Origin of the sequence: Vibrio sp. OY15, assembly GCF_000742455.1 — a bacterium.
Classification (GTDB): Bacteria; Pseudomonadota; Gammaproteobacteria; order Enterobacterales; family Vibrionaceae; genus Vibrio; species Vibrio alginolyticus.
In genome coordinates, this window is record NZ_JPIL01000006.1 from 24,434 (window position 1) to 48,431 (window position 23,998).

The 23,998-nt window shown below is 44.7% G+C and carries 23 protein-coding genes; 17 read left to right on the plus strand and 6 right to left on the minus strand.

Annotation, left to right across the window (positions count from 1 at the left end; all coding sequences use genetic code 11):
* Window positions 1-74 precede the first annotated feature (74 nt).
* Window positions 75-506 (plus strand): hemerythrin domain-containing protein, encoded by a 432-nt coding sequence (locus tag IJ23_RS07235; RefSeq protein ID WP_005379185.1) that lies wholly within the window; start codon window positions 75-77, stop codon window positions 504-506.
* 144 nt (window positions 507-650) lie between these two features.
* Window positions 651-2,315, plus strand: coding sequence for a diacylglycerol kinase family protein (locus IJ23_RS07240; protein ID WP_033905882.1), 1,665 nt, complete (start codon window positions 651-653; stop codon window positions 2,313-2,315).
* Window positions 2,316-2,516: 201 nt separating this feature from the next.
* Here IJ23_RS07240 and IJ23_RS07245 read toward each other — a convergent pair whose 3' ends face one another.
* Both IJ23_RS07245 and IJ23_RS07250 read right to left on the minus strand, forming a co-directional pair.
* A complete protein-coding gene (locus tag IJ23_RS07245) occupies window positions 2,517-2,915 on the minus strand; it encodes a hypothetical protein (protein ID WP_005379193.1) in 399 nt (132 codons plus the stop codon).
* A 148-nt stretch (window positions 2,916-3,063) separates the two neighbouring features.
* Entirely contained in the window at window positions 3,064-3,501 is a 438-nt protein-coding gene (locus IJ23_RS07250) for a DUF2383 domain-containing protein (protein WP_005379194.1), read from the minus strand.
* 362 nt (window positions 3,502-3,863) lie between these two features.
* Here IJ23_RS07250 and IJ23_RS07255 point away from each other — a divergent pair, with 362 nt between their 5' ends.
* Genes IJ23_RS07255 through IJ23_RS07270 form a run of 4 tightly spaced genes read left to right on the plus strand, consistent with a single transcriptional unit; the run spans window position 3,864 to window position 6,105 of the window.
* Entirely contained in the window at window positions 3,864-4,112 is a 249-nt protein-coding gene (locus IJ23_RS07255; RefSeq protein WP_005379196.1) for a hypothetical protein, read from the plus strand.
* Between the two features lie 48 nt (window positions 4,113-4,160).
* Complete coding sequence (locus tag IJ23_RS07260; RefSeq protein WP_033905884.1) at window positions 4,161-4,673, plus strand: hypothetical protein; 513 nt, start codon at window positions 4,161-4,163, stop codon at window positions 4,671-4,673.
* Window positions 4,663-4,989 (plus strand): hypothetical protein, encoded by a 327-nt coding sequence (locus tag IJ23_RS07265; protein ID WP_050550070.1) that lies wholly within the window; start codon window positions 4,663-4,665, stop codon window positions 4,987-4,989. Before IJ23_RS07260 ends, IJ23_RS07265 begins: the two co-directional genes overlap by 11 nt.
* A 45-nt stretch (window positions 4,990-5,034) precedes the next feature.
* The gene (locus IJ23_RS07270; protein WP_033905886.1) at window positions 5,035-6,105 is read left to right on the plus strand and encodes an AI-2E family transporter; all 1,071 of its coding nucleotides are present in this window, start codon (window positions 5,035-5,037) and stop codon (window positions 6,103-6,105) included.
* Window positions 6,106-6,123: 18 nt separating this feature from the next.
* Here the strand turns inward: IJ23_RS07270 and IJ23_RS07275 are convergent, their stop codons facing one another.
* Window positions 6,124-8,571 carry an EAL domain-containing protein gene (locus tag IJ23_RS07275; protein ID WP_033905887.1) on the minus strand — a complete coding sequence of 816 codons (2,448 nt, stop codon included), beginning with the start codon at window positions 8,569-8,571 and terminating at the stop codon, window positions 6,124-6,126.
* A 194-nt stretch (window positions 8,572-8,765) separates the two neighbouring features.
* The gene (locus IJ23_RS07280; protein ID WP_033905889.1) at window positions 8,766-9,671 is read right to left on the minus strand and encodes a DMT family transporter; all 906 of its coding nucleotides are present in this window, start codon (window positions 9,669-9,671) and stop codon (window positions 8,766-8,768) included.
* A 168-nt stretch (window positions 9,672-9,839) separates the two neighbouring features.
* Between IJ23_RS07280 and rmuC the strand changes: the two genes are divergently transcribed.
* The 7 genes from rmuC (at window position 9,840) to tatC (ending at window position 16,028) form a co-directional block, all read left to right on the plus strand.
* Window positions 9,840-11,372, plus strand: coding sequence for a DNA recombination protein RmuC (gene rmuC, locus IJ23_RS07285; RefSeq protein ID WP_033905890.1), 1,533 nt, complete (start codon window positions 9,840-9,842; stop codon window positions 11,370-11,372).
* Window positions 11,373-11,449: 77 nt separating this feature from the next.
* Window positions 11,450-12,229: a bifunctional demethylmenaquinone methyltransferase/2-methoxy-6-polyprenyl-1,4-benzoquinol methylase UbiE gene (gene ubiE / locus IJ23_RS07290; RefSeq protein WP_005379210.1), complete on the plus strand. Its 780-nt coding sequence runs from the start codon at window positions 11,450-11,452 to the stop codon at window positions 12,227-12,229.
* Window positions 12,230-12,240: 11 nt separating this feature from the next.
* On the plus strand, window positions 12,241-12,876 hold the full coding sequence (locus IJ23_RS07295; protein WP_005379213.1) for a ubiquinone biosynthesis accessory factor UbiJ: 636 nt from the start codon (window positions 12,241-12,243) through the stop codon (window positions 12,874-12,876).
* Window positions 12,873-14,507 carry a ubiquinone biosynthesis regulatory protein kinase UbiB gene (gene ubiB, locus IJ23_RS07300; protein ID WP_033905891.1) on the plus strand — a complete coding sequence of 545 codons (1,635 nt, stop codon included), beginning with the start codon at window positions 12,873-12,875 and terminating at the stop codon, window positions 14,505-14,507. The genes IJ23_RS07295 and ubiB overlap by 4 nt, the downstream gene beginning before the upstream one ends.
* 52 nt (window positions 14,508-14,559) lie before the next feature.
* On the plus strand, window positions 14,560-14,805 hold the full coding sequence (gene tatA / locus IJ23_RS07305) for a Sec-independent protein translocase subunit TatA (protein ID WP_005382958.1): 246 nt from the start codon (window positions 14,560-14,562) through the stop codon (window positions 14,803-14,805).
* Between the two features lie 3 nt (window positions 14,806-14,808).
* Window positions 14,809-15,207 (plus strand): Sec-independent protein translocase protein TatB, encoded by a 399-nt coding sequence (gene tatB / locus IJ23_RS07310; RefSeq protein ID WP_033905892.1) that lies wholly within the window; start codon window positions 14,809-14,811, stop codon window positions 15,205-15,207.
* A gap of 68 nt (window positions 15,208-15,275) precedes the next feature.
* Entirely contained in the window at window positions 15,276-16,028 is a 753-nt protein-coding gene (gene tatC, locus IJ23_RS07315; protein ID WP_033905893.1) for a twin-arginine translocase subunit TatC, read from the plus strand.
* 458 nt (window positions 16,029-16,486) lie between these two features.
* Here the strand turns inward: tatC and IJ23_RS07320 are convergent, their stop codons facing one another.
* Window positions 16,487-17,248 carry a TatD family hydrolase gene (locus tag IJ23_RS07320; RefSeq protein ID WP_033905897.1) on the minus strand — a complete coding sequence of 254 codons (762 nt, stop codon included), beginning with the start codon at window positions 17,246-17,248 and terminating at the stop codon, window positions 16,487-16,489.
* A gap of 184 nt (window positions 17,249-17,432) precedes the next feature.
* On the opposite strand from IJ23_RS07320, the gene hemB reads away from it, so the two are divergent.
* The 4 genes from hemB to IJ23_RS25805 all read left to right on the plus strand — a co-directional run bounded on the left by hemB (window position 17,433) and on the right by IJ23_RS25805 (window position 22,703).
* Window positions 17,433-18,494: a porphobilinogen synthase gene (gene hemB, locus IJ23_RS07325; RefSeq protein WP_031777176.1), complete on the plus strand. Its 1,062-nt coding sequence runs from the start codon at window positions 17,433-17,435 to the stop codon at window positions 18,492-18,494.
* A gap of 127 nt (window positions 18,495-18,621) precedes the next feature.
* Window positions 18,622-19,056, plus strand: coding sequence for a GNAT family N-acetyltransferase (locus IJ23_RS07330; RefSeq protein ID WP_005379245.1), 435 nt, complete (start codon window positions 18,622-18,624; stop codon window positions 19,054-19,056).
* A gap of 619 nt (window positions 19,057-19,675) precedes the next feature.
* Entirely contained in the window at window positions 19,676-22,462 is a 2,787-nt protein-coding gene (gene polA / locus IJ23_RS07335) for a DNA polymerase I (protein ID WP_005379246.1), read from the plus strand.
* Window positions 22,463-22,655: 193 nt separating this feature from the next.
* The gene (locus IJ23_RS25805) at window positions 22,656-22,703 is read left to right on the plus strand and encodes a hypothetical protein (RefSeq protein ID WP_438356636.1); all 48 of its coding nucleotides are present in this window, start codon (window positions 22,656-22,658) and stop codon (window positions 22,701-22,703) included.
* A gap of 506 nt (window positions 22,704-23,209) precedes the next feature.
* Here IJ23_RS25805 and yihA read toward each other — a convergent pair.
* Entirely contained in the window at window positions 23,210-23,869 is a 660-nt protein-coding gene (yihA, locus tag IJ23_RS07340) for a ribosome biogenesis GTP-binding protein YihA/YsxC (RefSeq protein WP_017635019.1), read from the minus strand.
* Window positions 23,870-23,998: the final 129 nt, after the last annotated feature.

Sequence of the window (23,998 nt, forward strand, 5' to 3'; positions counted from 1 at the left end):
TATGTAAGAGAGGGGCGGTCAATCACCGCCCTTCCTTTTGTCCCAATTGTTTACAATCAGATAAGGAGTCAAAGATGAAAAACATATTTGATGTACTGAAAGAGAGTCATGAAAAGCAGCGCCTTTTACTCGATGCTCTGATGGAAACGTCTGGAGATTCCCCCGCTCGTGAAGAGTTTTACCACAACCTTAAAGAGGAACTCGAACAGCACGCAGCGGCAGAAGAGCGATTTTTCTACGCGCCTTTAATAGATAGCGATAAGACCATTGATCTCACTCGCCATGGCATCGCAGAGCATCATGAAATTGATAAAGTGATTGCACAGCTTGATGCAACCGATATGAGCTCGCCAGCGTGGCTCAACCTAATGAAAACCTTGCGTCACAAAGTGTTGCACCATCTTGAGGAAGAAGAGCAGCGTTTCTTCCAGTTAGCCGGTAAGGTAATGACCGATAAGCAGAAAATGAAACTAGCGGATGGTTATGTTGAAGAGATGGCAAGCTAGGTAGAGTGTTGGACCTTTTCGTGCCATTTCGGCACGGGAAGGCACTCAATCAAGGCGTTTACTCAAGTTCATGTATCCAAGCTCAATCCCCCGCGTATTCTAACTTCCACTAAAAAGTGCACTCGCTGAAGGCAAGGAGAGCGAATGTTTATCATCAAATATTATATTCTTGGCGCTCTGATCAGTTTATTGGCCGCTATCTATACGCCTCAAATTATCGTTAGTCTGCTGTTCTTGTGGATATCTCTTTCTTTAGCGTTGGTCAGCGTAGCCTACGTATTCGACATTCCCTCTATTTTTAGAAAAAACCAAGATGGCAAGATTGTCAGGTGGATTCGCTGGGCATTCATTCCATTTTTATTGGGGGCTAGAGCGTATAACGCCTGGGAAAGACGGCGTGATACTGTGCCTCCAATCCAAAAAGTCAGCGACAATTTATACCTATCTCGCCGTTTGTTTCAGAGTGACTTAGATTTTCTCGAATCCAATGAGATCTCTTGTATTGTCGATGTCACCGCAGAATTTGCAGGCCTTGAAAGTGCGATGACCGACAAGCAGTTTCATTACCTTTCGATTCCGGTACTCGACCACAAAGCCCCAACGCTAGAGCGCCTTCGCCATGCGATTAACTGGATTGATACTCAAATCTCGTGCTCGCGGGCTGTGGTTGTGCATTGTGCGTTAGGGCGTGGTCGTTCAGTGTTTGTTGTGGCGGCGTATTTATTAAGCAAAGACCCGTCACTGACGGTTGAATCCGTGATGAAAAAAATCAATGACGTACGCAGTACCGCGAGATTGAATAAATTACAGATTAGGACGTTACGAGCGATCAGTGAAAAAGGCGTACTGGGGCTGGATCAATCCACTTGGATGGTGGTTAACCCTGTTGCAGGTGGCGGCAAATGGGAGGAAAACGAACAGCACTTGATTCGTGAGCTAACCAAAAAATATCGCTTGAGTATTCATCAAACCACCACAAACCTCAGCGCCGAGCAGCTAACACAACAGGCAAAAGAAAGTGGAGCTAAGCAAATCATCGTAGCTGGTGGCGATGGCACAGTAACAGAGGTGGCGAGCCAATTGGTGGATACCGACCTCAAACTCGGTATTGTTCCGCTCGGAACTGCCAATGCGTTATGTCATGTGCTCTATGGCGTTGGCGCAAAATTCTCACCGGTCGAAAAAGCGTGTGAAGCGTTGCTTGGCGGACACTACCAACGTATTGATACTGCGGACTGTAATCAGCGGCTTATTTTGTTGGTCTTAGGTATTGGGCTAGAACAGAAGATGATCGAGCACGCTCAGCGAGAAGAGAAAAATGTTTTTGGACAACTCGCTTACCTCACCGGCTTTTTTAATGCTGTAGTGGCGGAAGAAACGCAAGCTTTAACCGTATCGTTAGACGCTCCCACTGAAGATGGAAACCACGACAAGAATACACAAACGCTTGAAGTCCATAGTTTTGTCGTTGCGAATATCGCTCCATTTAGTACGTTGCTTGCCCAAGGTGGTGATGCGCCGCAGCCTGATGATGGCAAGCTGCATATCACATATTTAGATAACACCGAGTCTTTAGGCGGACGTCTTATCGCCTTGTCGGATCTGACATTAACGAGCGTAGGCGCACAGGAAGAATCGACACATTTTCAATACGCGACGGCTCAGAGTGTCACTATTTCTGCGAATAAGCCGATTGAGTATGTGATTGATGGTGAACTGTATTCTGATGAGCAACTGGCAATCAAGCTGCGTCCAAAGTCATTGAACGTATTTGTTCCAAGCCAGAGACGTAAATCAGCTTCGCTTTAACACTGTAATCCGCGGATAACGCGCCATTTGCTTCGTATTCTACATGGCGCTTTTTCTGTGCTGTTTGATGATTTGGTGTGCGTCGTAAAAAGGCTATTAAGGTCGTTGCGTAGATGCAGCGGCTTTTGTCTATCTGCACCTTTTTATTAGGTTGATTGGGGATGAGGGTTAAACAAAGTGAAGAAAGAAGGGCGAGTATAATTACTCACCCTGAGGTAAGTGCTTTTCAATTTCATCGTTTTCAACTTGTAAAGCAGCTAACCAATAAGAAACAAGTGCGGTTAAGTTGGTGTCGTCAATGGCTCTAAGCAGGGCTTTTAAATCATCTAACAGTAATTTATTCATAAAATGCATTTCTTTGTAATTACCTAGCTCGGCAACGCCGTATTCGGTGGCATTTTCTGCAATGAATTGTTCACCATCTTGGTCGAAAAACAGCTTCGCCATCTTTTTGATCATCACTTTTTCTATTTTCACGAATCGATATGCCGCTCTTGCGAGTGTCATATGTGATTGCGGGTTAACGAGAGGCAAACACGTTTGGCGATGGTGTGTCATTTTTACGAGTAGCTCCCTTACTCGATTGTTATCCAATGTCATAGTGACCTCTTTATTTATGACTATTGTCGTGGGACATTTCTCGTGATGGTTATGTTAATGCGCCTGTGGGCTTGTCAGAAATGGCCAAAGCAAGTTGGCCATTTCTTTGATCAATACCGAGCTTTATTGCAAAGGCGACCACCAGGTTTTAGCTAATAAGGCTGATGCTGCTGAGTTTTTCTTTGCAGCTTTTTATATCGCTACGAACTTTCAGCAGAACCGAGTTATCCGCCTGCTCTGGGTGGGAAGTAATCAAATTCTCAATCTCTTTGAGTACCTTGCTTTCGACACCTTCAAGCTGTTCTAAATACATTGACTCTTTGTCAGAGGACACTTCCTTCATCACGTCGCTGTAAACCTCACGCGCCTTGATGGTGTAGGAAACCGGAGTGTCGTCGGCAGATTCTTCATTGTTACTTGCTAGAGAGTAGGGAGTGAGCTCAATGACTGCACGCTCACGTACTCTGAGCAGTTCTACCAACACATTATTCAAAGAAGTGTTGTCGATGTTCTCGATGGCCTTGTTGTAAATTTCATTTCCGCTTTCGATAAGCTCAATGATTGAGGCGATGTTTTCATTTTTCATATGCCACTCCTTATTTACTGGTGATAGGGGTGTTTGAGCGTATGGAATACAAACACGATGTTTCATCTTTAATTGCAGGTTGTATGCCAATGAATTTTAAGTCTTATTAATCAGTGACTTAATATCTTTTTTTTGCAATAACTTGCTAACAGTCGGTAAGGCGCTAAGAAAAAATTACAAGAATGGCGGGGAAAGCTTGGAAAGAATTACACGTACAGATACGGCTTTTTATCGAAATGAAAATAAAATCAATAAAAAACAATAACTTAAAATTCTGGCATGGATATGGCTTTGTAGGGAGTAAGTGAGGTCAAACATTGTTTCACTTGATTCACTACTCAACTCATTAATGGAGGCTAGTTATGGCTACTACAAAAGAAAGCACAGTAAAACCTCAAGAGCAGTTAGAAGAAGCATATCACTTAGCGGAGCAAGCCACGACGGAAGCTGTTGGCGCGATGAAAGACCAAGCCAAAGAGAAGCTGGATGTCGGTGCACAGCAAGTTCAGCAGGCGACCAAGTCGGCAGAAAATGTAATCAAGGAGCGCCCATTGCTGAGCATAGGCTGTGCCTTCCTTGCTGGTTGGGCGGTTTCGAAGCTGATCAAATAATAGTGGTCACCAAGGATTAAGCCACACAACAGAAAGGCGAGGCTTCACATGAATAACTCAGGGCAAGTTACCAATCAGCAATCAGGCTCGGCGGCTTCAGACAGCGGCCGAGCCCCTGATGGGGCAGAAGAACAGGATATCCAACAAACCATTAATGGTTTGAGCAGCATTCTTGCGCAATTGGACCAACTGACGAAATCGCTAAAAGTATGGTCAGGTTCAACGTTGGATTTGTTCCTCTTGGAGATGAAAGTTAACGTGTCCGCAGTGCGTCAGATTTTGCTGTGTACCGTTGTTTTTACTCTATTGTCGGTATTGTTCGTATTCAGTTTGTGCCTTGCCTCTGGGGTGGTGGCTTATCAGTTAACTGCCAACGTGTATGTTGCCGTGGGTGTATTTATCACATCATTAGGCTTGGCATTATTTGCTTTAGCCTGGTGGCAGAAGCGTTTAGTTGGATTTCTTGGATTCAAAAATACGACAGAACAATTACAGGAGGGGTGGGATGCGCTCGCTACAAAAGCTCAATCGAGCCATGCGGATCAAGCGGATGGAAGGTAAAGCGTCTCTAGAGCAATGCTGTTTGTCGATGGAAATGTTCACGTTTACCACCAAGAAGTTTGTGAGAGAAAACCCTTGGACGACATTAGGCATTAGTGCTGTCGTTGCCGTTACCGCAGCAAAAGCAGGTCGATTGTCTCGACTGACTTCTTCTATTTCGTCAATGGGGCTATTGGTTAGCAGCGTGTCTGATATTGCCGATTCGCTCACAAAGCCGGTCGCGGCAGCTTCTCTGGATGAGTCAGATGCGGAGCAAAATGGAAATGCAGCAACACAAGTAAGCAACGCTGCGACGACAGAGGGCGAACCACTCTAATAGCGGATTTCACCGCAAAACTTTCTTACCGATTCTGAGCTTATTATGACAGCGAAATTGAACATTCCTGCCAACACTGCGATTGGTGCAACGCTTCTCGTCCTGTTACTCGTCCCAGGGCTGTATTTTGCCAAGCCAATATTGTTACCTATTGTGCTTAGCACCTTTATTTCTCTGCTGTGCAGTCCTTTCATTAATTATCTTGAAGACAAAGGCTTACCACGTGCTATTACCGTCGTGTTGACGCTGTCATTCCTCGTTGGCGCTTCAATTATTGGTCTTGCCGCCATGTCGGAGCCCGCCAAGCAATGGTGGTCTGAGCTGCCCAGTATCGTGAAAAATGTGTGGCAAGAAGTAAGCGAAGTTACTAAAGCTTCGGCTGATCACCTTAATACTCCATTGAATATCGCCAACGATATGAGTATGGATGAGGTCGGGAACAACACCGTATTTTCTTTGGTAAAAACGCTCGCGACCACTACGCCGACGATTTTGACACAAGCGATGATCGTGCTGTTTATGGTTTACTTTATGCTCAATCATGGACGAAGCTTATTTCGAAAGTCAGTGTCTTACTTACATGGGTTCGCCAAACAGCGCCAAGCGATTGAGTTGGTCAAAGCGCTACAGAAAGACCTATCTCGATACATTGGCACCATCACTTTAGTGAATGCGGGGCTGGGGTTGAGTGTTGGGGCCGTGTTTTTTGTTCTAGGCCTTGAAGATCCATTTCTATGGGGCGCATTTGCAGGCGTGATGAATTTTGCGCCGTACCTCGGCCCTGTCATATCCATGGTGAGCTTTGGCTTTGTTGCTTATCTTCAGTTGGAGTCGGTCAGTTTTATGCTGACGGTGGTGTCTATCTATTTACTGCTCAATTTGATTGAAAGTCAGTTTGTTACACCAACACTATTGGGGAAAAGGTTTAACTTAAACCCGTTAGTGATTTTTGTTTGGCTTGTTTTTTGGGGCTGGCTTTGGGGCGGAATGGGACTATTGATCGGTGTGCCGTTACTGGTTTGTATCAATATTTTGGTTGATCGTCTAGAGCTATGCCAATCAACCCAAAATCAAGCAAAGCAAATCACCTCCGCGGACGTGGCACCGCGAGAGTGACTTGAGGGTCAAGCTGGTTCAACGAAACAGTTTTTCAGCGCTCACTGGCTGACTAAATAAATATCCCTGACCATAAATACAGCCTTTTTCGAATAAATAATCGGCTTGTTCCCGAGTTTCTATCCCTTCCGCGACGACTTTCAACGACAGCGTTTTTCCCATGGCAATAATGGCATTCACAATCGCGTTGCTGTCGCTATTACTTGGGACATCACTGACAAATGAGCGGTCAATTTTCAGTTTGTTGATTGGCAAACCTTTCAAGTAAGACAAAGACGAATAGCCAGTTCCAAAGTCATCCAGAGAAATCTCAATACCCAGTTCTCGTAATTGATTTAACGATGCAATGGCTTGTTGAGGGTCGATCAGTAAAAAGCTCTCTGTGATCTCCAAATCTAACCGTTGGGCAGGGTATCCGGTGTTATCGAGGATAGTACTTAATCGCTGAATGAAATTTGACTGCTGAAGCTGCAACGCAGAAACATTTACGGCGATTTTGCCAAACTCGATGCCTTGGTCCAGCCAAGCATTACCTTGCAAACAAGCTTGTTGTAACACCCACTCACCAATGCTTTGAATCAGCCCTGTTTTTTCTGCAATTGGAATAAAGTCTGCTGGTGGTACAAGGCCAAATTCTGGATGCTGCCAGCGTAATAAAGCTTCCACGCCGACAATCGTATTTTGTTCCAAGTTGTATTGCGGTTGGAATTCTAACCGGAGTTGTTGTTTTTCTATTGCTTGATGCAAAGCGGATTGAATGCGTACATGGGATACGGATTTATCGGTCAAATCCGGTGAGTAAAACGCGTAGCCGTTGCGTCCATTTTTCTTCGCTAAGTACATCGCAGTGTCTGCGTTTTTCAGTAAGGTTTCACTGTCTTGACCATCTCTTGGGTACAAGGCAATACCAATACTGGTCGAGACACGAAGTGAGTCGTGGTTTGCCAAGTCGAATGGTTGCTGGAATACGCTTAGAATATCGCCGACGGTTTCCAGTAAGGCAACATCACTATGGATGTCTGGCAAAATAATCACAAATTCATCGCCGCCAATACGAGCCACATGCGCATTGAGGTGAAGCACATCTTGCAGACGAATCGCTAACTTAGACAGCAATTGGTCACCACAGAAGTGGCCCATGCTATCGTTGATGTGTTTGAAATGGTCGATATCTAAGAATAGGGTGGCAAACGTCTGCTGGTTTTTGTGTCCGGTTTCGATGTGTTGTTCGAGTAAGCTGAGTAAATGGGTGCGATTAGGTAGATTGGTTAATGGATCGTAAAAAGCCATGCGCTGCAGCTTTTCTTCGTGTGCCTTACGCACAGAGATATCTTCAAACACACAAATGTAGTTAATAAGGTGGTTTTTATCGTCCATTACGGCGCTAATGGTCGCTAATTGCGGATAAATGCTGCCATCTTTCTTTCTGTTGATGAATTCGCCTTTCCATTGGCCTTTGTTTTCGAGTTGATGCCACAACTGTTGATAGAAACCTTGATCATGATGACCTGAGCGCAGAATTCGTGGGTTTTTTCCTATCACCTCTTCAGAGCGGTAGCCTGTAATTTGGGTAAAAGCCGTGTTTACATCAATGATGTTGGCATTGCGGTCTGTAATGACCATGCCTTCTTGCGAATTGTTGAAAATTTGGGACGCTAAGGAGAGCTGCGTTTCTACCATTTTTCGGCGGGTGATGTTACGTGTCATCCCCAGAATGCCGATTAAGTTTCCCGCATGATCACGGACAGGAGACTTAATGGTTTCTAGCCAAGTGGGGTTATTGTTTTCATCAATTTGACGGCATTCTTCAACAATATTTTGCGTGCCCGTGGCTACCACCAATTTATCGGCATCAATGAATTTTTCCGCACGTTCATGGCTAAACAGAGCAAAATCGTCTTTTCCAATGATTTCACTGTTGGTTTTTTGCCACGCATTTTCTACGCTTCGGTTGGTCATCGAATAAAGACCATCCATGCCTTTTATCCATACGTGGTCTTCAAGGCAGTCGATAAACTCTTGTAGTGTTGGTGTTGGCTTTATTTCCGCGCTTTGATGTCGCGTTTGTTCTTGCTGACAGTGCAAGTTGATATCAAAGCTGATCCGCCCCGCCATTGCGCTTAGCCATGCCGAAACAACCGTCGATTGATCATTAGGGTGAGTCAATGTCAGTACGGCAAGCAATTCGCCATTAGGTAGCCAAATCGGTCCAATGCTCAAGGTTTGCTCTTCAAAGGGGGTATGGCTAACTGTAAAATCTGTCGGCGTAAAGTGATCGACAACTTGCGTTATCACATCGATGATAGCACGATGATTTTGGGTTGAGGTGGACACCTCAGTCGATAGCCACTGCTGAGTATCGCTCAGAGTATAAAGCTGTCCCTGAGCTTGAGTTACATTACAGCATTGTCGCAGAACGTGTTGCCAGTCTGCCATCAAAGGCGAAGGAATAGCGAAGCGAAACATAATTAATAACGAGTCCTAAATCGCCCAAAGGTAATTATATTAGAATCTAGCGTAAGCTATTGGGCTTTGTGAGTATCGTATCCAACGCGTAGCTAAATCCTAGCAGCGTAAAGTGCTTTCTATCATTAAAATGTTATCTATATCTCTTTTTTATCCAACTTATTGCATCGTTTTTTAGGGCTTTTGATAGGTGATTAAGAAGCGTTTACCGCTTTGGTTTTCTTGCCCCATGAGACTTGCTGAATGACTAAGCCACTGATGATCAATACTAGGCCAATCAAGGTTGAAGGGTGAATTTCTTCGCCGATGATGGTAGCTAACAACATGAGTGAGATAAATGGAGAAGCAAAGATCAGATTACTGATACGCGCGGTGTTTTGCGTTGATTTGAGTGCGCTCAGCCACAAAACGAAAGTGATCCCCATTTCAAACAGTCCGACATACGTCACCGCTGCCCAGCCTTTAGCTGAGATCATCTGCCAGCCAGCACCTTCATAAAGACTTAAACCAATGGCGAATGGAATAGCGACCAAAAAGCCGAGCAGAACGCCAACCACAGGGTCGGCCTTATTTTTGGTATTTAAAATCCAGTAACCGGCCCACAGCAGCGTTGATAGCAGCGCAAGACCAACACCCAACGGGCTCTCAAATTCCATGCCTAAAAGATTGCCTTGTGTGGCAATCACTATCACGCCGACATAACTAAAACCGCAAGCCAGCCAGTCCTTACCACGGATCTTTTGTCCTAAGAAAACAGCGGCCATTAGCGTCAAGGTAATGGCCCAACTGTAGTTGATCGCTTGAGCCTGAGATGCGGGCAGCAAGTCATATGCTTTGAACAGAATAACGTAATACGCCAAAGGGTTAATCAACCCAAGCAGTAGGTAATACCAAGGGTTTGAGAAAAATGTAGCGCTTAACTGGCCCAGTTTACCTTGCACACCACAGATTACTGTTAGCGCAATCGCAGAGATGATGCTGGCAATGCATAGCATTTGAATCGGCGTAAATTCTGCCAACGTGAGTTTAAATGCGGTTGCAACGGTAGACCAAAGTAATACTGCTGAGAGCCCAAATCCTAGGGCGCGACGCTCGTTCATGATGCCTCTGCGTGATGATGTGCCGCTCGGTTTGGATAATTTGAGCGGAAGAAAGAATATTATAGGAAGGCCTAGTGTATGCGAGGATTTTTCATCCAACAAACTGGACATTTATCCAGTGTCTAAATACCATTGTTATAGATACAAAACACAGGCTAACTCGCTATTATGCAATGGATTCTTGAGTACCAATCTCTCATTCTCTCTTCTCTTTGTGCTGCCACGCTTAGTGGTGTCGCTGCCGGTTGGTGGGTGAAACAGCGTTTTATCACCCAAACTCAGCTTCTCGAGCAACAACTTTTTTCAGAAAAACAGCTTCATCAACAGCAACTTGAACAGGTCAAGCAAAGCCTTGCCGATGCCCAGCAAGAGTTGGATGAATTAGATGATGAGCGCGATAAAGCCGCGTTTGAAGTACGCCAAACACATGGAAAGCTGATGGCAGCAATGGAAAAACTGCGTTACTTCGAGGCTGTAAAGCAAGAGCGCCAGCAATACTTTGATGAGCTTGGTCAAATGCGTGAACACAAATCACGTCTAGAAACGCAGCTGCGTGAACAGCAAGCTCGCCATGAGCAAATTAACCAAGCTAATGCCGAAAAACTGCAAATTTTAGAACAAGCGGAAGCACGCTTGAAACAACAATTTGAGCACTTGGCAAATCAACTGTTTGAAGAAAAAACCGCGAAGGTCGATTTGCAAAACCGTCAGAGTTTAGAAGGCTTGTTGTCACCGCTTAGAGAACAGTTAGAAGGGTTCAAAAAGCACGTTAATGACAGCTTTAGCCAAGAAGCTAAAGAGCGCCATACCTTAGTGCATGAGCTGAAAAACCTGCAACGTTTGAACGAGCAAATGACGCGCGAAGCGGTTAATTTGACCCAAGCGTTGAAAGGGGACAACAAACAGCAAGGTAACTGGGGCGAAGTGGTGCTCGCTAGGGTACTTGCCGAATCTGGCTTGCGTGAAGGGCACGAATATCAGACTCAGGTGAACTTACAAAATGAAGCAGGCAAGCGTTACCAACCTGATGTCATTGTGCATCTCCCACAAAACAAACAAGTGGTTGTGGATTCTAAAATGGCGCTGGTTGCCTATGAGCGCTACTTCAACGCCGAAACTGATGCTGAGCGCGATCAGGCTTTGAATGCGCACTTAGCTGCTCTACGTGCACATATCAAAGGGTTAAGCATGAAGGACTACCACAAACTCAAAGGTATTCAGAGTTTGGACTATGTACTTATGTTTATTCCGGTTGAGCCGGCGTTCCAAGTCGCGATTCAAGCCGATCCGAGCTTGATTAAAGACGCGATGGAGCAAAACATCATTTTGGTGAGCCCAACAACGTTGCTGGTGGCACTGCGCACCATTGATAATCTATGGCGCAATGAACGCCAAAATGAAAACGCCAAAATGATTGCGCAGCGTGCGACAAAACTCTACGACAAATTACGATTGTTTGTAGACGACATGGAGGGGCTCGGCGGTGCGCTGGATAAGGCGAATCAAAGCTATCAAGGTGCGATGAACAAGCTTGCCACAGGGCGCGGAAATGTGATTCGCCAAGCCGAAAGCTTTAAACACTTGGGAGTTGAAATTAAACGACCGATTTCTTCCGACCTCGCGCAGTTAGCGCAGAGTGATGCATTTTCAGAAAATGACCCGTTAGTAGAAAGACATCCGGCTGAGGATAAAGTAAACTAATCGCCCGCAGTGCAGTGGGCGATTTTATTTGTCAACAAACGCCCCGTAGAGGAAAGCGCTGCCTAAGAGGAATTAGAATGACGGACACAAGTTTGCAATCCAATACAGCGTTAGAGAATGAAACCACTCACTTTGGTTTCTCTACAGTGGCAAAAGACGAAAAAGTGACTAAGGTTGCCGAAGTATTCCACTCCGTGGCAACAAAATACGACATCATGAATGACCTGATGTCTGGTGGTATTCACCGCCTTTGGAAGCGCTTCACTATCGATTGTAGTGGTGCTCGCCCTGGCCAACGTATTCTTGACCTAGGTGGTGGTACGGGTGATTTGACGGCGAAATTCTCGCGCATTGTTGGCGATGAAGGCCATGTCATCCTTGCCGATATCAATAACTCAATGCTTAACGTTGGTCGCGATAAACTGCGTGACAACGGTATTGTGGGTAACGTGCATTACGTTCAAGCCAACGCAGAAGAACTGCCGTTCCCTGATGATTATTTTGATGTCATCACCATCAGTTTTTGTTTGCGTAATGTGACAGACAAAGACAAAGCGCTTCGTTCAATGTTCCGCGTACTGAAGCCTGGCGGCCGTCTATTGGTGTTGGAATTTTCAAAACCAGTGCTAGAGCCGTTATCGAAAGTATACGACGCATATTCATTCCACTTGTTGCCGAGAATCGGTGAGCTAGTTGCGAATGACTCAGAGAGTTACCGCTACCTAGCGGAGTCAATCCGTATGCATCCAGACCAAGAAACGCTGGAAGGCATGATGCAAGACGCAGGTTTTGAAAACACCAAATACTACAACTTAACTGGTGGTATTGTGGCTTTGCATCGCGGTTATAAATTCTAAGGGTTAACGGCATGCCATTTGAACCACTTATCACCGCTGTGATTGAAACGTCACTGAATACACTGATCAAAGACGACCCTGCATTGGGCCGTCGTTTAGCGCGTCTAAAAGGTCAAGTTATTCAAGTTCACCTGAAAGAGATCAATAAAACACTGACATTCGTTTTTAGTCAGCAAATTGATGTGCTTGGTCATTACGAAGGGCAGCCTAACTGCTATCTATCGCTCAACTTGAGTGTGTTACCAGAGCTGCGCGATCAGGCCAACATCACTCGTCTTATTAAACAAGATAAACTTGAACTTGAAGGCGATATTCAATTGGCGCAGAAATTCTCTCAGTTGATGGTGGATTGCAAACCAGATGTTGAAGAGTGGTTGTCTCGCGTGACTGGCGATGTCGCCGCACATACCTTTGTGCAAGGTTCAAAAAACATCGGCAACTTTCTTGCGTCTCAAGCAGAAAAACACCAGCGTCATCTTGCGCAAGTAGTGACTGAAGAATGGAAACTGGCTCCCGCTCCGTTAGAAGTGGCCTATTTCTGTGACCAAGTTGATGAGGTTCGCAGCCAGGCTTCTCGCATTGAAGCTCGTTTAACGGCTTTGCTGAATAAGCTGGATGCAGATAAGCCTGCATTGGAGAAACCATGACGCCAGCAGAACTAAAGCGCTTATACCACATCGCCAAAGTACAACTGGAATACGGCTTAGATGAGCTGCTTCCCGATCACCAACTGACCAAAGCTCCGCTTTTACTGCGCAAAAGCTTGTTTTGGATTAAGAACAAGCACCCAGAAAAACCACTCGGTGAACGTCTGCGTTTAGCACTGCAAGAGCTGGGGCCGGTTTGGATTAAGTTCGGTCAGATGATGTCGACGCGCCGTGACTTATTTCCTCCGCATATCGCTGATCCCCTAGCTTTACTTCAAGACCAAGTCGCGCCTTTTGATGGCGAGTTGGCAAAAAAGCAGATGGAGCAAGCATTAGGTGGTCCGTTAGAAAAATGGTTTACCGAGTTTGATATCAAACCACTGGCGTCTGCGTCGATTGCTCAGGTACATACTGCGCGCATAAAAGACACTAACCAAGAAGTGGTATTAAAGGTTATCCGCCCAGATATTCGCCCAGTCATTGATTCAGATCTAAAACTGATGCACCGAATGGCGCGTATAGTCGCCGGAGCGATGCCTGAAGCACGTCGTTTAAAACCAGTTGAAGTCGTGCGTGAGTACGAGAAAACCCTGCTTGATGAACTCGACTTGCGACGTGAGGCGGCGAATGCCATTCAGTTGCGCCGCAACTTTGAGGGCAGCGAAGAATTATATGTTCCTGAAGTTTTTCCCGACTTCAGTAATGAAACTGTCATGGTTTCTGAGCGAATATATGGCATTCAAGTCTCTGATATTGAAGGCTTGAAAGCAAATGGCACCAATATGAAATTGCTCGCGGAACGCGGTGTGAGTGTGTTCTTCACTCAGGTGTTCCGAGACAGCTTTTTCCATGCCGATATGCATCCGGGTAATGTGTTCGTCAACCCCGAACATCCAGAGAACCCAATGTGGATAGGGCTAGATTGCGGAATCGTTGGTACACTTAATAGCGAAGACAAGCGTTATCTGGCGGAAAACTTCCTGGCGTTTTTCAATCGTGACTACCGCCGAGTGGCGGAGTTACATGTGGATTCAGGGTGGGTGCCTGCGGATACCAATGTCGATGAGTTTGAGTTCGCGATTCGCATTGTGTGTGAGCCTATTTTTGCTAAGCCATTGTGCGAAATCTCCTTTGGTCATGTGTTGTTGAATTTGTTCAACACGGCACGTCGATTCAATATGGAGGTTCAGCCACAGCTTGTACTGTTGCAAAAAACGCTGTTGTACGTGGAAGGGCTTGGTAGGCAGCTATATCCTCAACTTGATTTGTGGGAGACCGCAAAACCATTCCTGGAGGAATGGATGATGAATCAAGTTGGGCCGCAAGCTCTAGTGAATGCGATTAAAGACCGCGCACCATTTTGGGCAGAGAAATTACCTGAACTGCCAGAGCTACTTTACGATAGCCTGAAACAAGGTAAAGCGATGAATCAACGTATGGATCAGCTTTATCAAGGGTATCGCCAGAGCAAGCGCCAGCAGGCGACAGGAAAGTTTTTGTTTGGCGTTGGCGCGACTTTAGTCGTATGCTCGGCAATATTGGTGAACGATGCTTTTGAGCAGCTTTCGTTGGCCTGCGGTATCGCAGGTGTCACATTTTGGCTGCTTAGTTGGCGAGCTTATCGTCAATAGACGTTAAACTCTTGAAATATTTTTGTTTGTTTAAAGACCCGAGGTAAAGAGAATGGGTGGTATCAGTGTTTGGCAACTTCTAATCATTGCTGTAATTGTTGTATTGCTATTCGGAACAAAGAAACTACGCGGTATCGGTGGCGATCTGGGTGGTGCCGTTAAGGGCTTCAAAAAAGCGATGAGCGAAGATGAACCTGCGAAAAATGACAAAGACGCAGACTTCGAACCAAAAAGTCTAGAAGAGCAGCAGAAAAAAGAAGCTGCTCCTGAAACGAAAAAAGACAAAGAGCAGGCGTAAAACGTGTTTGATATCGGTTTTTGGGAACTGGTATTAATATCTGTTGTTGGTCTGGTCGTTCTTGGGCCGGAGCGTTTGCCTCATGCTATTCGCAGCGTGTCTCGCTTTATCGGTGCCGCTAAGAGTATGGCAAATAGCGTCAAAGACGAATTGTCACACGAGCTGAAAGTCCAAGAGCTGCAAGAAAACTTGCGCAAAGCAGAACAAATGGGGATGGATGATTTGTCCCCTGAGTTGAAATCTTCAGTTGAAGAGTTGAAGAAGGCAGCGCAATCTGTAAATCGTCCTTACGCAAAGAACACCGATTCAGAGGCTGAGCCTGTAAAAACAGAGCCAGCAGCAGAAAAGGTAGAGAAAGCGCAAGAGAGCAAGGTTACAGCGGCAGATAAGAAAGCCGAATAGTCTCATTAGGAGGAGCTACTAGTGATTGGTAGCTCCTTTTTGATCTGGTTTTTAATAAGAGGTTTGCCATGTCTACCGTCGAGCAGACACAACCTTTAATTAGTCATTTGTTGGAGCTTCGCAACCGACTACTGCGCTCAATCCTCGCAGTGTTGGTCGTGTTTGTCGGACTAATTTATTTCTCTAACCACATTTACGAGTTTGTTTCCGCACCTTTAGTAGAACGTCTACCTGAAGGCGCGACCATGATTGCTACGGATGTAGCATCACCTTTTTTTACGCCACTTAAGCTGACGTTAATTGCTTCGGTATTTATTGCGGTGCCGTTTATCTTGTATCAAGTGTGGGCATTTGTAGCGCCAGGTTTGTACAAGCATGAACGTCGATTGATCATGCCACTGCTGTTCTCTAGTTCGCTATTGTTCTACTGTGGAGTGGCATTTGCCTACTTCGTGGTATTTCCATTGGTGTTTGGCTTCTTTACCGCCATCTCTCTTGGTGGAGTAGAGTTTGCAACTGATATCTCGAGTTATCTCGACTTTGTGCTGGCGCTATTTATGGCGTTTGGTATCGCATTTGAGGTGCCTGTTGCGATTATTTTGTTGTGTTGGACTGGGGCCACTACACCAGAAGATTTAAGACAGAAACGTCCTTATATTATAGTGACTGCGTTTGTCGTAGGTATGGTGTTAACGCCACCAGACATGATCTCGCAAACCTTACTCGCTATTCCGATGTGTTTACTGTTTGAAGTCGGTTTGTTCTTCGCGCGTTTTTATACTCGTCGAAGCGAAGAAGTAGAAGCGGAAACCGAAGAATAAGGCTAATCTAGATGTGAAAAGCGGCTCAATTGAGCCGCTTTTTTTGCGGTTGGTTTTTTCTTGGGCTAATTACTTAACTTTCATGACGTAACCACATTTTGTGCATACGTATACTTCCTTGATGCCCAGCAGCTTTTGAAAAAAACTGCGCGGTACGCGTTGTAAGTAAGCACCATGTGTACACACTTCAACTTCCATATTCATGCTGTCTTACATTTGTGCTAATTAATGGGCGTAAATCAGTATAGAAAAATAATGTGTCGAGTTGTCGACAGTTTTGCAAAGCGGACGAAGTAAAGTGACGATATGAGAAGTAAGTAGAGTTGCTAGTTAATTATTATGTTTATCAATAATTTTGTATGGATTGTTCTACTATTTCAACGGGTTGAATCGTTCATTCAATAGTTTAGGTGATAAAAAAGCGACGTTGATTTCGTCGCTTTTTCAATTCTCGTGAATTAAATATTAAACAGCTTTTTGGCATTCTCAGTCGTTATGGCATCGATGGTTGCGATGTCGACATCACGCAAGTCGGCAACACGTTGTGCAACGAGAGAAGTGTAGGCTGGTTCATTACGTTTACCACGGTGTGGCACCGGCGCTAAATATGGACAGTCGGTTTCTAAAATGACCCACTGCATATCCAAATGTGGAATGACTTTATCCATCCCGCCATTCTTAAAGGTTGATACGCCACCCAAGCCTAAGTGGAAGCCTAGCTCATTGATTGCTTGTGCTTCTTCTAAGCTGCCTCCAAAACAGTGGAATACACCACGCAGACGACCATCTTGCTCTTGTCGTAGCAAAGTGAGTGTTTCTTCAATCGAATCACGAGTGTGGATAACGACCGGTAAATCCATCTCTTTTGCCCAGTTAAGTTGAGCTACGAACGCCATTTCTTGCTCAGCACGATAGGTTTTGTCCCAATACAGGTCGATACCGATTTCGCCCACCGCAATAAACTGGTGTTTCTCAAACCAGCCGCGGATGATCTCCAACGTTTGCTCAACGTTGTTATCCACATAGCAAGGGTGCAGCCCCATCATTGAGTGGCATACGTCAGGATATGCCGCTTCGGTTTTTAGCATGGGCTCAATTGAGTCCAGATCGATGTTTGGCAACAGGATTTTATTAATGCCTTGCGTTAAGGCGCGTTGTACTACTTCATCGCGGTCGTTATCAAATTCGCTAGCATAGATGTGCGCGTGGGTATCGATCATCGTTACTCTCTGTGCTTCATGGTTGGTTTCGTATTCGAAGTATACTTGAGTGTGAGTGCTGGGTCATTTTCAGTTTTTTTCATTACCTTTTTCCAGATTGTCACTCGCAACATGCATCAAGAGTGATATGATTTTGTTCACCAGATGATTTGATCATCATAACCGTCCAGACAAGGAGAAAATGGTGTCTGTATCAATTCAAGGTCCATTCCCTGCACGCCGTATGCGTCGTTTACGTAAGCACGATTTTAGTCGTCGTTTGATGGCTGAGAACCAACTTTCTGTTAATGATCTGATTTACCCAATGTTCATTCTTATGGGTAAAGATCGTCGTGAGAGCGTGGAGTCCATGCCGGGTGTAGAGCGTTTGTCGATTGATTTAATGCTAGAAGAAGCACAATACCTTGCAAATCTAGGCGTTCCAGCAATCGCGCTTTTCCCTGTCGTAAACCAAGACGCTAAAAGCTTATGTGCTACTGAAGCCTACAACCCAGAAGGTTTGGTTCAGCGAGCAGTACGAGCACTTAAAGAACACATTCCTCAAATTGGTGTAATCACAGACGTGGCACTCGACCCATTCACGACACATGGCCAAGACGGCATCATCGATGAAGATGGCTACGTAATGAATGATGAAACCACAGAAGTATTGGTTAAGCAGGCTTTGTCTCATGCAGAAGCGGGTGCTGACGTAGTCGCGCCTTCAGACATGATGGATGGCCGAATTGGTAAGATCCGCGAAGCATTAGAAAACGCGGGCTACATTCATACTCAAATCATGGCTTACTCGGCTAAGTACGCATCGAACTACTACGGACCATTCCGTGATGCGGTTGGCTCTTCTTCAAATCTAAAAGGCGGCAACAAGAAAAACTACCAAATGGACCCAGCAAACATTGATGAAGCGATTCACGAAGTGGCGCTAGACATCAATGAAGGTGCGGACATGGTGATGGTTAAACCTGGTATGCCATACTTAGATGTAGTTCGCCGAGTAAAAACTGAACTTCAAGTACCGACATTTGCTTATCAAGTCTCTGGCGAGTACGCGATGCATAAAGCGGCGATCATGAATGGCTGGCTCAAAGAGCGTGAAATTGTGATGGAATCACTATTGTGCTTCAAACGTGCAGGTGCAGATGGCATCTTAACGTACTTTGCGAAAGACGTTGCTGAGTGGTTGGCAGAAGAGAATGCACAAACTGCTCAACACCTAAATCGTACTCCGGAAGCGACAGAAGAGTAATTATCGCTCAGTGAGAAATACCAGACCAACAAGAGTTGTTCGTCTGTATATACCCAAGTAACCTCAGGCGGATTACAACAGTAACAATCCAAGGTGCTTGGGTATTTTTATTTTGGAGAAGAGAATAATGACAATGCTGATTCGTGAAGGCACATTGGAAGAAGCACTTCAAGTTGTGGCGCGTGTTACCGAGTTTTCGAAAGGAGAAACGGTAGACTCCATGACTCAACGTTTAGAAGAGAAAAACAGTTTAATCCTCGTTGCAGAAAAAAATGGCACGATTGTCGGCTTCAAAATAGGTTACGAATTAGAGGATGGTGTTTTCTATAGCTGGTTAGGTGGTGTTGTCCCTGAAGCTCGAAATGAAGGCGTGGCACAACTGCTTTTGGAAGCTCAAGAGGATTGGGTGGCAGAACAAGGCTACAACACATTAAAAGTGAAATCTCGAAACCAGTTTCCGGCTATGCTTCGCTTGTTGTTGAGAAATGGCTATATAATTGAAAAGTTTGAAGAAAAAGTAAATCTTCGAGAATCTCGAGTGCATTTCATTAAAGCAATGTGAAAATAAATGAGATTTTTTCTCATTTAACTGTTGACTACGAAATGAGAATCATTATTATTAAACCTGTCTTAGGGAATGAGGAAAGTTCACAAGGACGTTGAGTGACTTATTAACAGAAGTTAATTAACTGAAAGTTGAGAAGTGATGAAACATTTTTCCGAGAACTTGCACGAATTCTTTTTGACACGACATTGCTCACATTGCTTCCAGTGTAATTTATAGCTTCTTGGTTAAGCTGCTCTATTTACAGAATTTGCTTTACCACTTCTGCTAGGCGACCCCATTCGGGTCGCTTTTTTCTTTTCTACGATTTCTATTTGACGTCACTATTAATATCTTTTCCACATGCGATGATCATTTTAGGATCGTTGATCTTCTCGCCGTTATGCGAATTTGTTGTTATTAATCAATGGTTTGGGTTGGTGCTTTCTTGTGTTTTTTGTTATTGGATAACCAGTGGATAATTTCTATAAACAGAGTTATCCACAGGAGGTGGTGTTTTCGTGAATAAAGTCGGAAAAATTTACGCGACCTAGATCGAGCGAACAAGATAGATTCAGATCAGCAGTCATGGCATCCTAGGCAGATCTCTCAAGTACTGAATTGGATACAGACAATTATGGCAAGTATTCCTGAAAATCCGTTGATCCTTATCGACGGCTCTTCTTACCTATATCGCGCTTTTCACGCCTACCCGGGCACCATGAGCAATGGTGAAATTCCAACTAATGCCGTTTACGGCGTCGTGAACATGTTACGCAGCATGATGCGTCAGTTTGCGTCTGAGCGCATCGCGGTGGTTTTCGATGCAAAGGGAAAAACCTTTCGTGATGATATGTATGCAGAATACAAAGCGAATCGTCCGCCAATGCCGGATGACCTGCGTTGTCAAATTGAACCATTACACAATGTTATTCGTGCAATGGGTTTGCCGCTGATCTGTGTTCCTGGCGTCGAGGCGGATGACGTCATCGGTACGTTAGCATACCAAGCATCACAAAAGGGCATGCCTGTATTGATCAGTACTGGTGATAAAGACATGGCGCAGCTAGTGGATGATAACATTACCTTGATCAACACCATGACGAACGTCGTAATGGATCGTGAAGGTGTGGTTGAAAAGTTTGGCATTCCACCTGAATTGATCATCGACTACTTAGCACTGATGGGCGATAAAGTAGATAACATTCCTGGTGTACCGGGTGTCGGTGATAAAACAGCGACCGCACTACTGCAAGGTATTGGTGGTCTGACGAAGTTGTATGAAAACCTCGATGATATTGCAGGGCTTGGTTTCCGTGGTTCTAAAACCATGGCGAAAAAGCTCATCGACAACAAAGAAAATGCCATGCTTTCGTATGAGCTCGCGACCATCAAATTGGATGTTGAGCTTGAGGAAACGCCAGAATCATTGCTGAAAGCGGAACCAAATAAAGACGAATTAGTGAAGCTGTATGGCCAACTGACGTTTAAATCTTGGTTGAATGAACTACTTGAAGGCGGTTCTGGATCTGTGGAGGCCGTAGAGCTTGCAGGATCTTCACAAGCTTCTTCTTCTCAAGCCGAGATGGAAACTTCTGCGGTAACAATCGATCGCAGCCAATATGAAACAATTCTGGATAAAGAAACCTTCAATGCTTGGCTAGATAAACTTCAAACGGCTGAGCTGTTTGCATTTGATACGGAGACCGATAACCTAGATTACATGCTAGCGAATCTAGTTGGTTTGTCATTCGCTGTCGATGAAGGTATTGCGGCTTATGTGCCAGTTGCACATGACTATTTAGATGCGCCTGAACAGCTTGATCGTGATTGGGTACTAGAACAGCTGAAGCCAATTCTTGAAGATGCAGCGAAAGCAAAAGTCGGTCAAAACTTAAAGTATGATGCGTCTGTACTCGCTCGTTACGACATTGAGCTAAAAGGTATCAAGCACGACACGATGTTGGAATCGTATATCTACAACAGTGTCGGCGGTAAACACGATATGGACAGCTTGGCGCTTCGCTTCCTACAGCACAGCTGCATTTCTTTTGAGCAAATTGCAGGTAAAGGCAAAAATCAGCTTACGTTTAACCAAATCGAACTGGAACAAGCATCGCCATACGCGGCAGAAGATGCGGATGTGACCCTTCGTCTGCACAATCGCTTGTTTGCTAATATCGAGCAGGATGAAAGCCTGAAGACAGTTTACGAAGAGATTGAAATGCCGTTGGTGCCAGTTCTTTCGCGCATTGAACGCACTGGGGTCTTTATTGATGAAATGAAGCTGAGTGCGCAGTCGGTCGAGATTACCGCTCGCCTTGATGAGCTTGAAAAGAAAGCGTACGAAATTGCTGAGCAAGAGTTTAATATGAACTCGCCAAAGCAATTACAAGCCATCCTATTTGAAAAAATGGGTTTACCGGTTGTGAAGAAAACGCCATCAGGCACACCATCGACGAATGAAGAAGTTCTGCAAGAACTCGCGCTAGACTACCCGCTACCAAAACTGATTTTGGAATACCGTGGTTTGGCGAAGCTAAAATCAACTTACACCGACAAACTGCCGAAGATGATCAACCCATCGACGGGACGTGTGCATACTTCTTACCACCAAGCAGTGACTGCAACGGGTCGTCTATCTTCTACTGATCCGAACTTACAGAACATTCCAATTCGTAACGAAGCTGGCCGTCGTATTCGTCAAGCGTTTGTCGCGCCATCAGGGCATAAAATCTTAGCGGTCGACTACTCGCAAATCGAACTACGCATCATGGCGCACCTTTCTGGCGACCAAGCGTTGTTGGATGCATTCCGTGATGGCAAAGATATCCACGCGGCAACCGCAGCAGAAATCATGGGTGTTTCTATTGAAGACGTTTCAAGTGAGCAACGTCGTCGTGCGAAAGCGGTTAATTTCGGTCTTATTTACGGCATGAGTGCGTTTGGTTTGGCGAAGCAATTAGGCATTCCTCGTGGTGAGGCTCAAGCGTACATGGATACATACTTTGAACGTTACCCAGGCGTGATGCAGTACATGGAAGACACACGCAGCACGGCAGCAGATAAAGGGTATGTTGAAACGATTTTTGGTCGACGTTTGCATTTACCAGAAATCAAATCGCGCAACGGGATGCGTCGTAAAGCTGCTGAACGTGCGGCAATCAACGCACCAATGCAAGGTACGGCTGCGGACATCATTAAGAAAGCGATGCTGTTGGTTGATCAGTGGATTCAGGAAGAAGGCAATGGTCGTGTGAAGTTATTAATGCAAGTACACGATGAATTGGTCTTTGAAGTTGAAGAGTCATCATTGTCCGAAATTGAAAGTAAAGTACAGAAATTGATGGAATCTGCAGCAGAGCTAAAAGTACCGTTGGTTGCAGAAGCAGGTCATGGTGATAACTGGGATCAAGCTCATTAGTCATTTTTAGACCAAAATAACCAATTAATTATGAGCCAGCGCACAAACGCTGGCTTTTTTTTGAGATTAAAAAAGCTAGCGCAAAGTTAACTTTGATGTTGCTTAATAAAAGTTTCATGAAAAAAAACTACAAAAATTCTTTGCAATTCTGACCAATTGTTGTACATTAATACTCGTAGGGTACAGAGGTAAGATGTTCTATCTTTCAGACCTTTTGTTTCACGTTATTGGATTAGGCTGATTCAGCCGCCCCAGTCAGTTTTTGACTGGGGCGTTTTTTATTGGGCGAAAGAAAATTATTCTTTTGTATCAGTAGCTTAAAGTAAGCCTTCAAAAACCTTCTTTTTTGACCTTTCTAAGTCACTGCAAAATCTCGATTTTTCCTTCAAATTTATTGCGTTATTCATCCTGTAAATTTACGCCAGTCACACTATTATTTTTTCTTGAAAGAAACTAAGTTACATCTTTTTGAAGATTTGCTTGGCTTAACTGTCTGAATTGTAACGTTATTGGGTGTTTTTGGAGTGAATGTTTGGTGATACACAGGAAACAAGAGCGCTTTTTAACCTATTGAAATCGAATCTCAGTTCAGCAATGCTTCGTCACATAACAATAATTACCAATTTTTCTCTCCCGTTATCCCTGCCAGGAAGGCGGGGATTTTTATTGCCTGTTATTTAGTTCAGATAAACAAAAGCCCCACCAAATGGCAGGGCCGTGTCGAAGAAATTTAACAAATATTGTTAATTATTCTTCATCGCTCGCTGGTATCTCTTGTTCGTCTTCTTCTATCAGGTGTGCTAGTGCTGGTGCAAACCAGGTATCCAGTTTTGCACGTAGCTGATCGACACCTAATCCTTTCAGTGAAGAGAACACATCAACAGAAACGTCACCACCGAAAGTTTCTACTTGCTTACGAACTTTCAGTAGAGTTTGTTTGCGTGCACCACTTTTTAGTTTATCTGCTTTGGTTAGCAAAACTTGCACAGGAATGTGGCTATCGATGGCCCAGAAAATCATTTGTTGGTCGAGATCTTTCATTGGATGACGAATGTCCATTAGAACCACTAAGCCTTTTAGGCACTCGCGTTTCTGTAGGTATTCACCCAAAGATTTCTGCCATTTGTTTTTCATCTCTACCGGTACTTGAGCAAAACCGTATCCAGGTAGATCGACAATGTGACAACCTTCTTCTACTTTGAAAAGGTTGATTAATTGCGTACGACCAGGTGTCTTTGATGTCTTGGCTAAGCTTTTTTGATTAGTTAGACGGTTAAGTGCACTCGATTTACCAGCGTTTGAGCGTCCTGCAAACGCAATTTCGACACCTTCGTCTTCCGGCAGGTGACGAATATCGGGTGCGCTGGTGATGAAATGCGTATTTTGGTAATGAATTTTTACGCTCACTGTTAACTCCATCTCGACTTTGTGTAGTCGATTGATTACTTTTTTGTGAAAATGTGTAAAATAACCGTGCTCGGCATAAGGTCGCCTATTGTACCATGAGTGTACGCGGTATGTTCACATTCCGTGGTA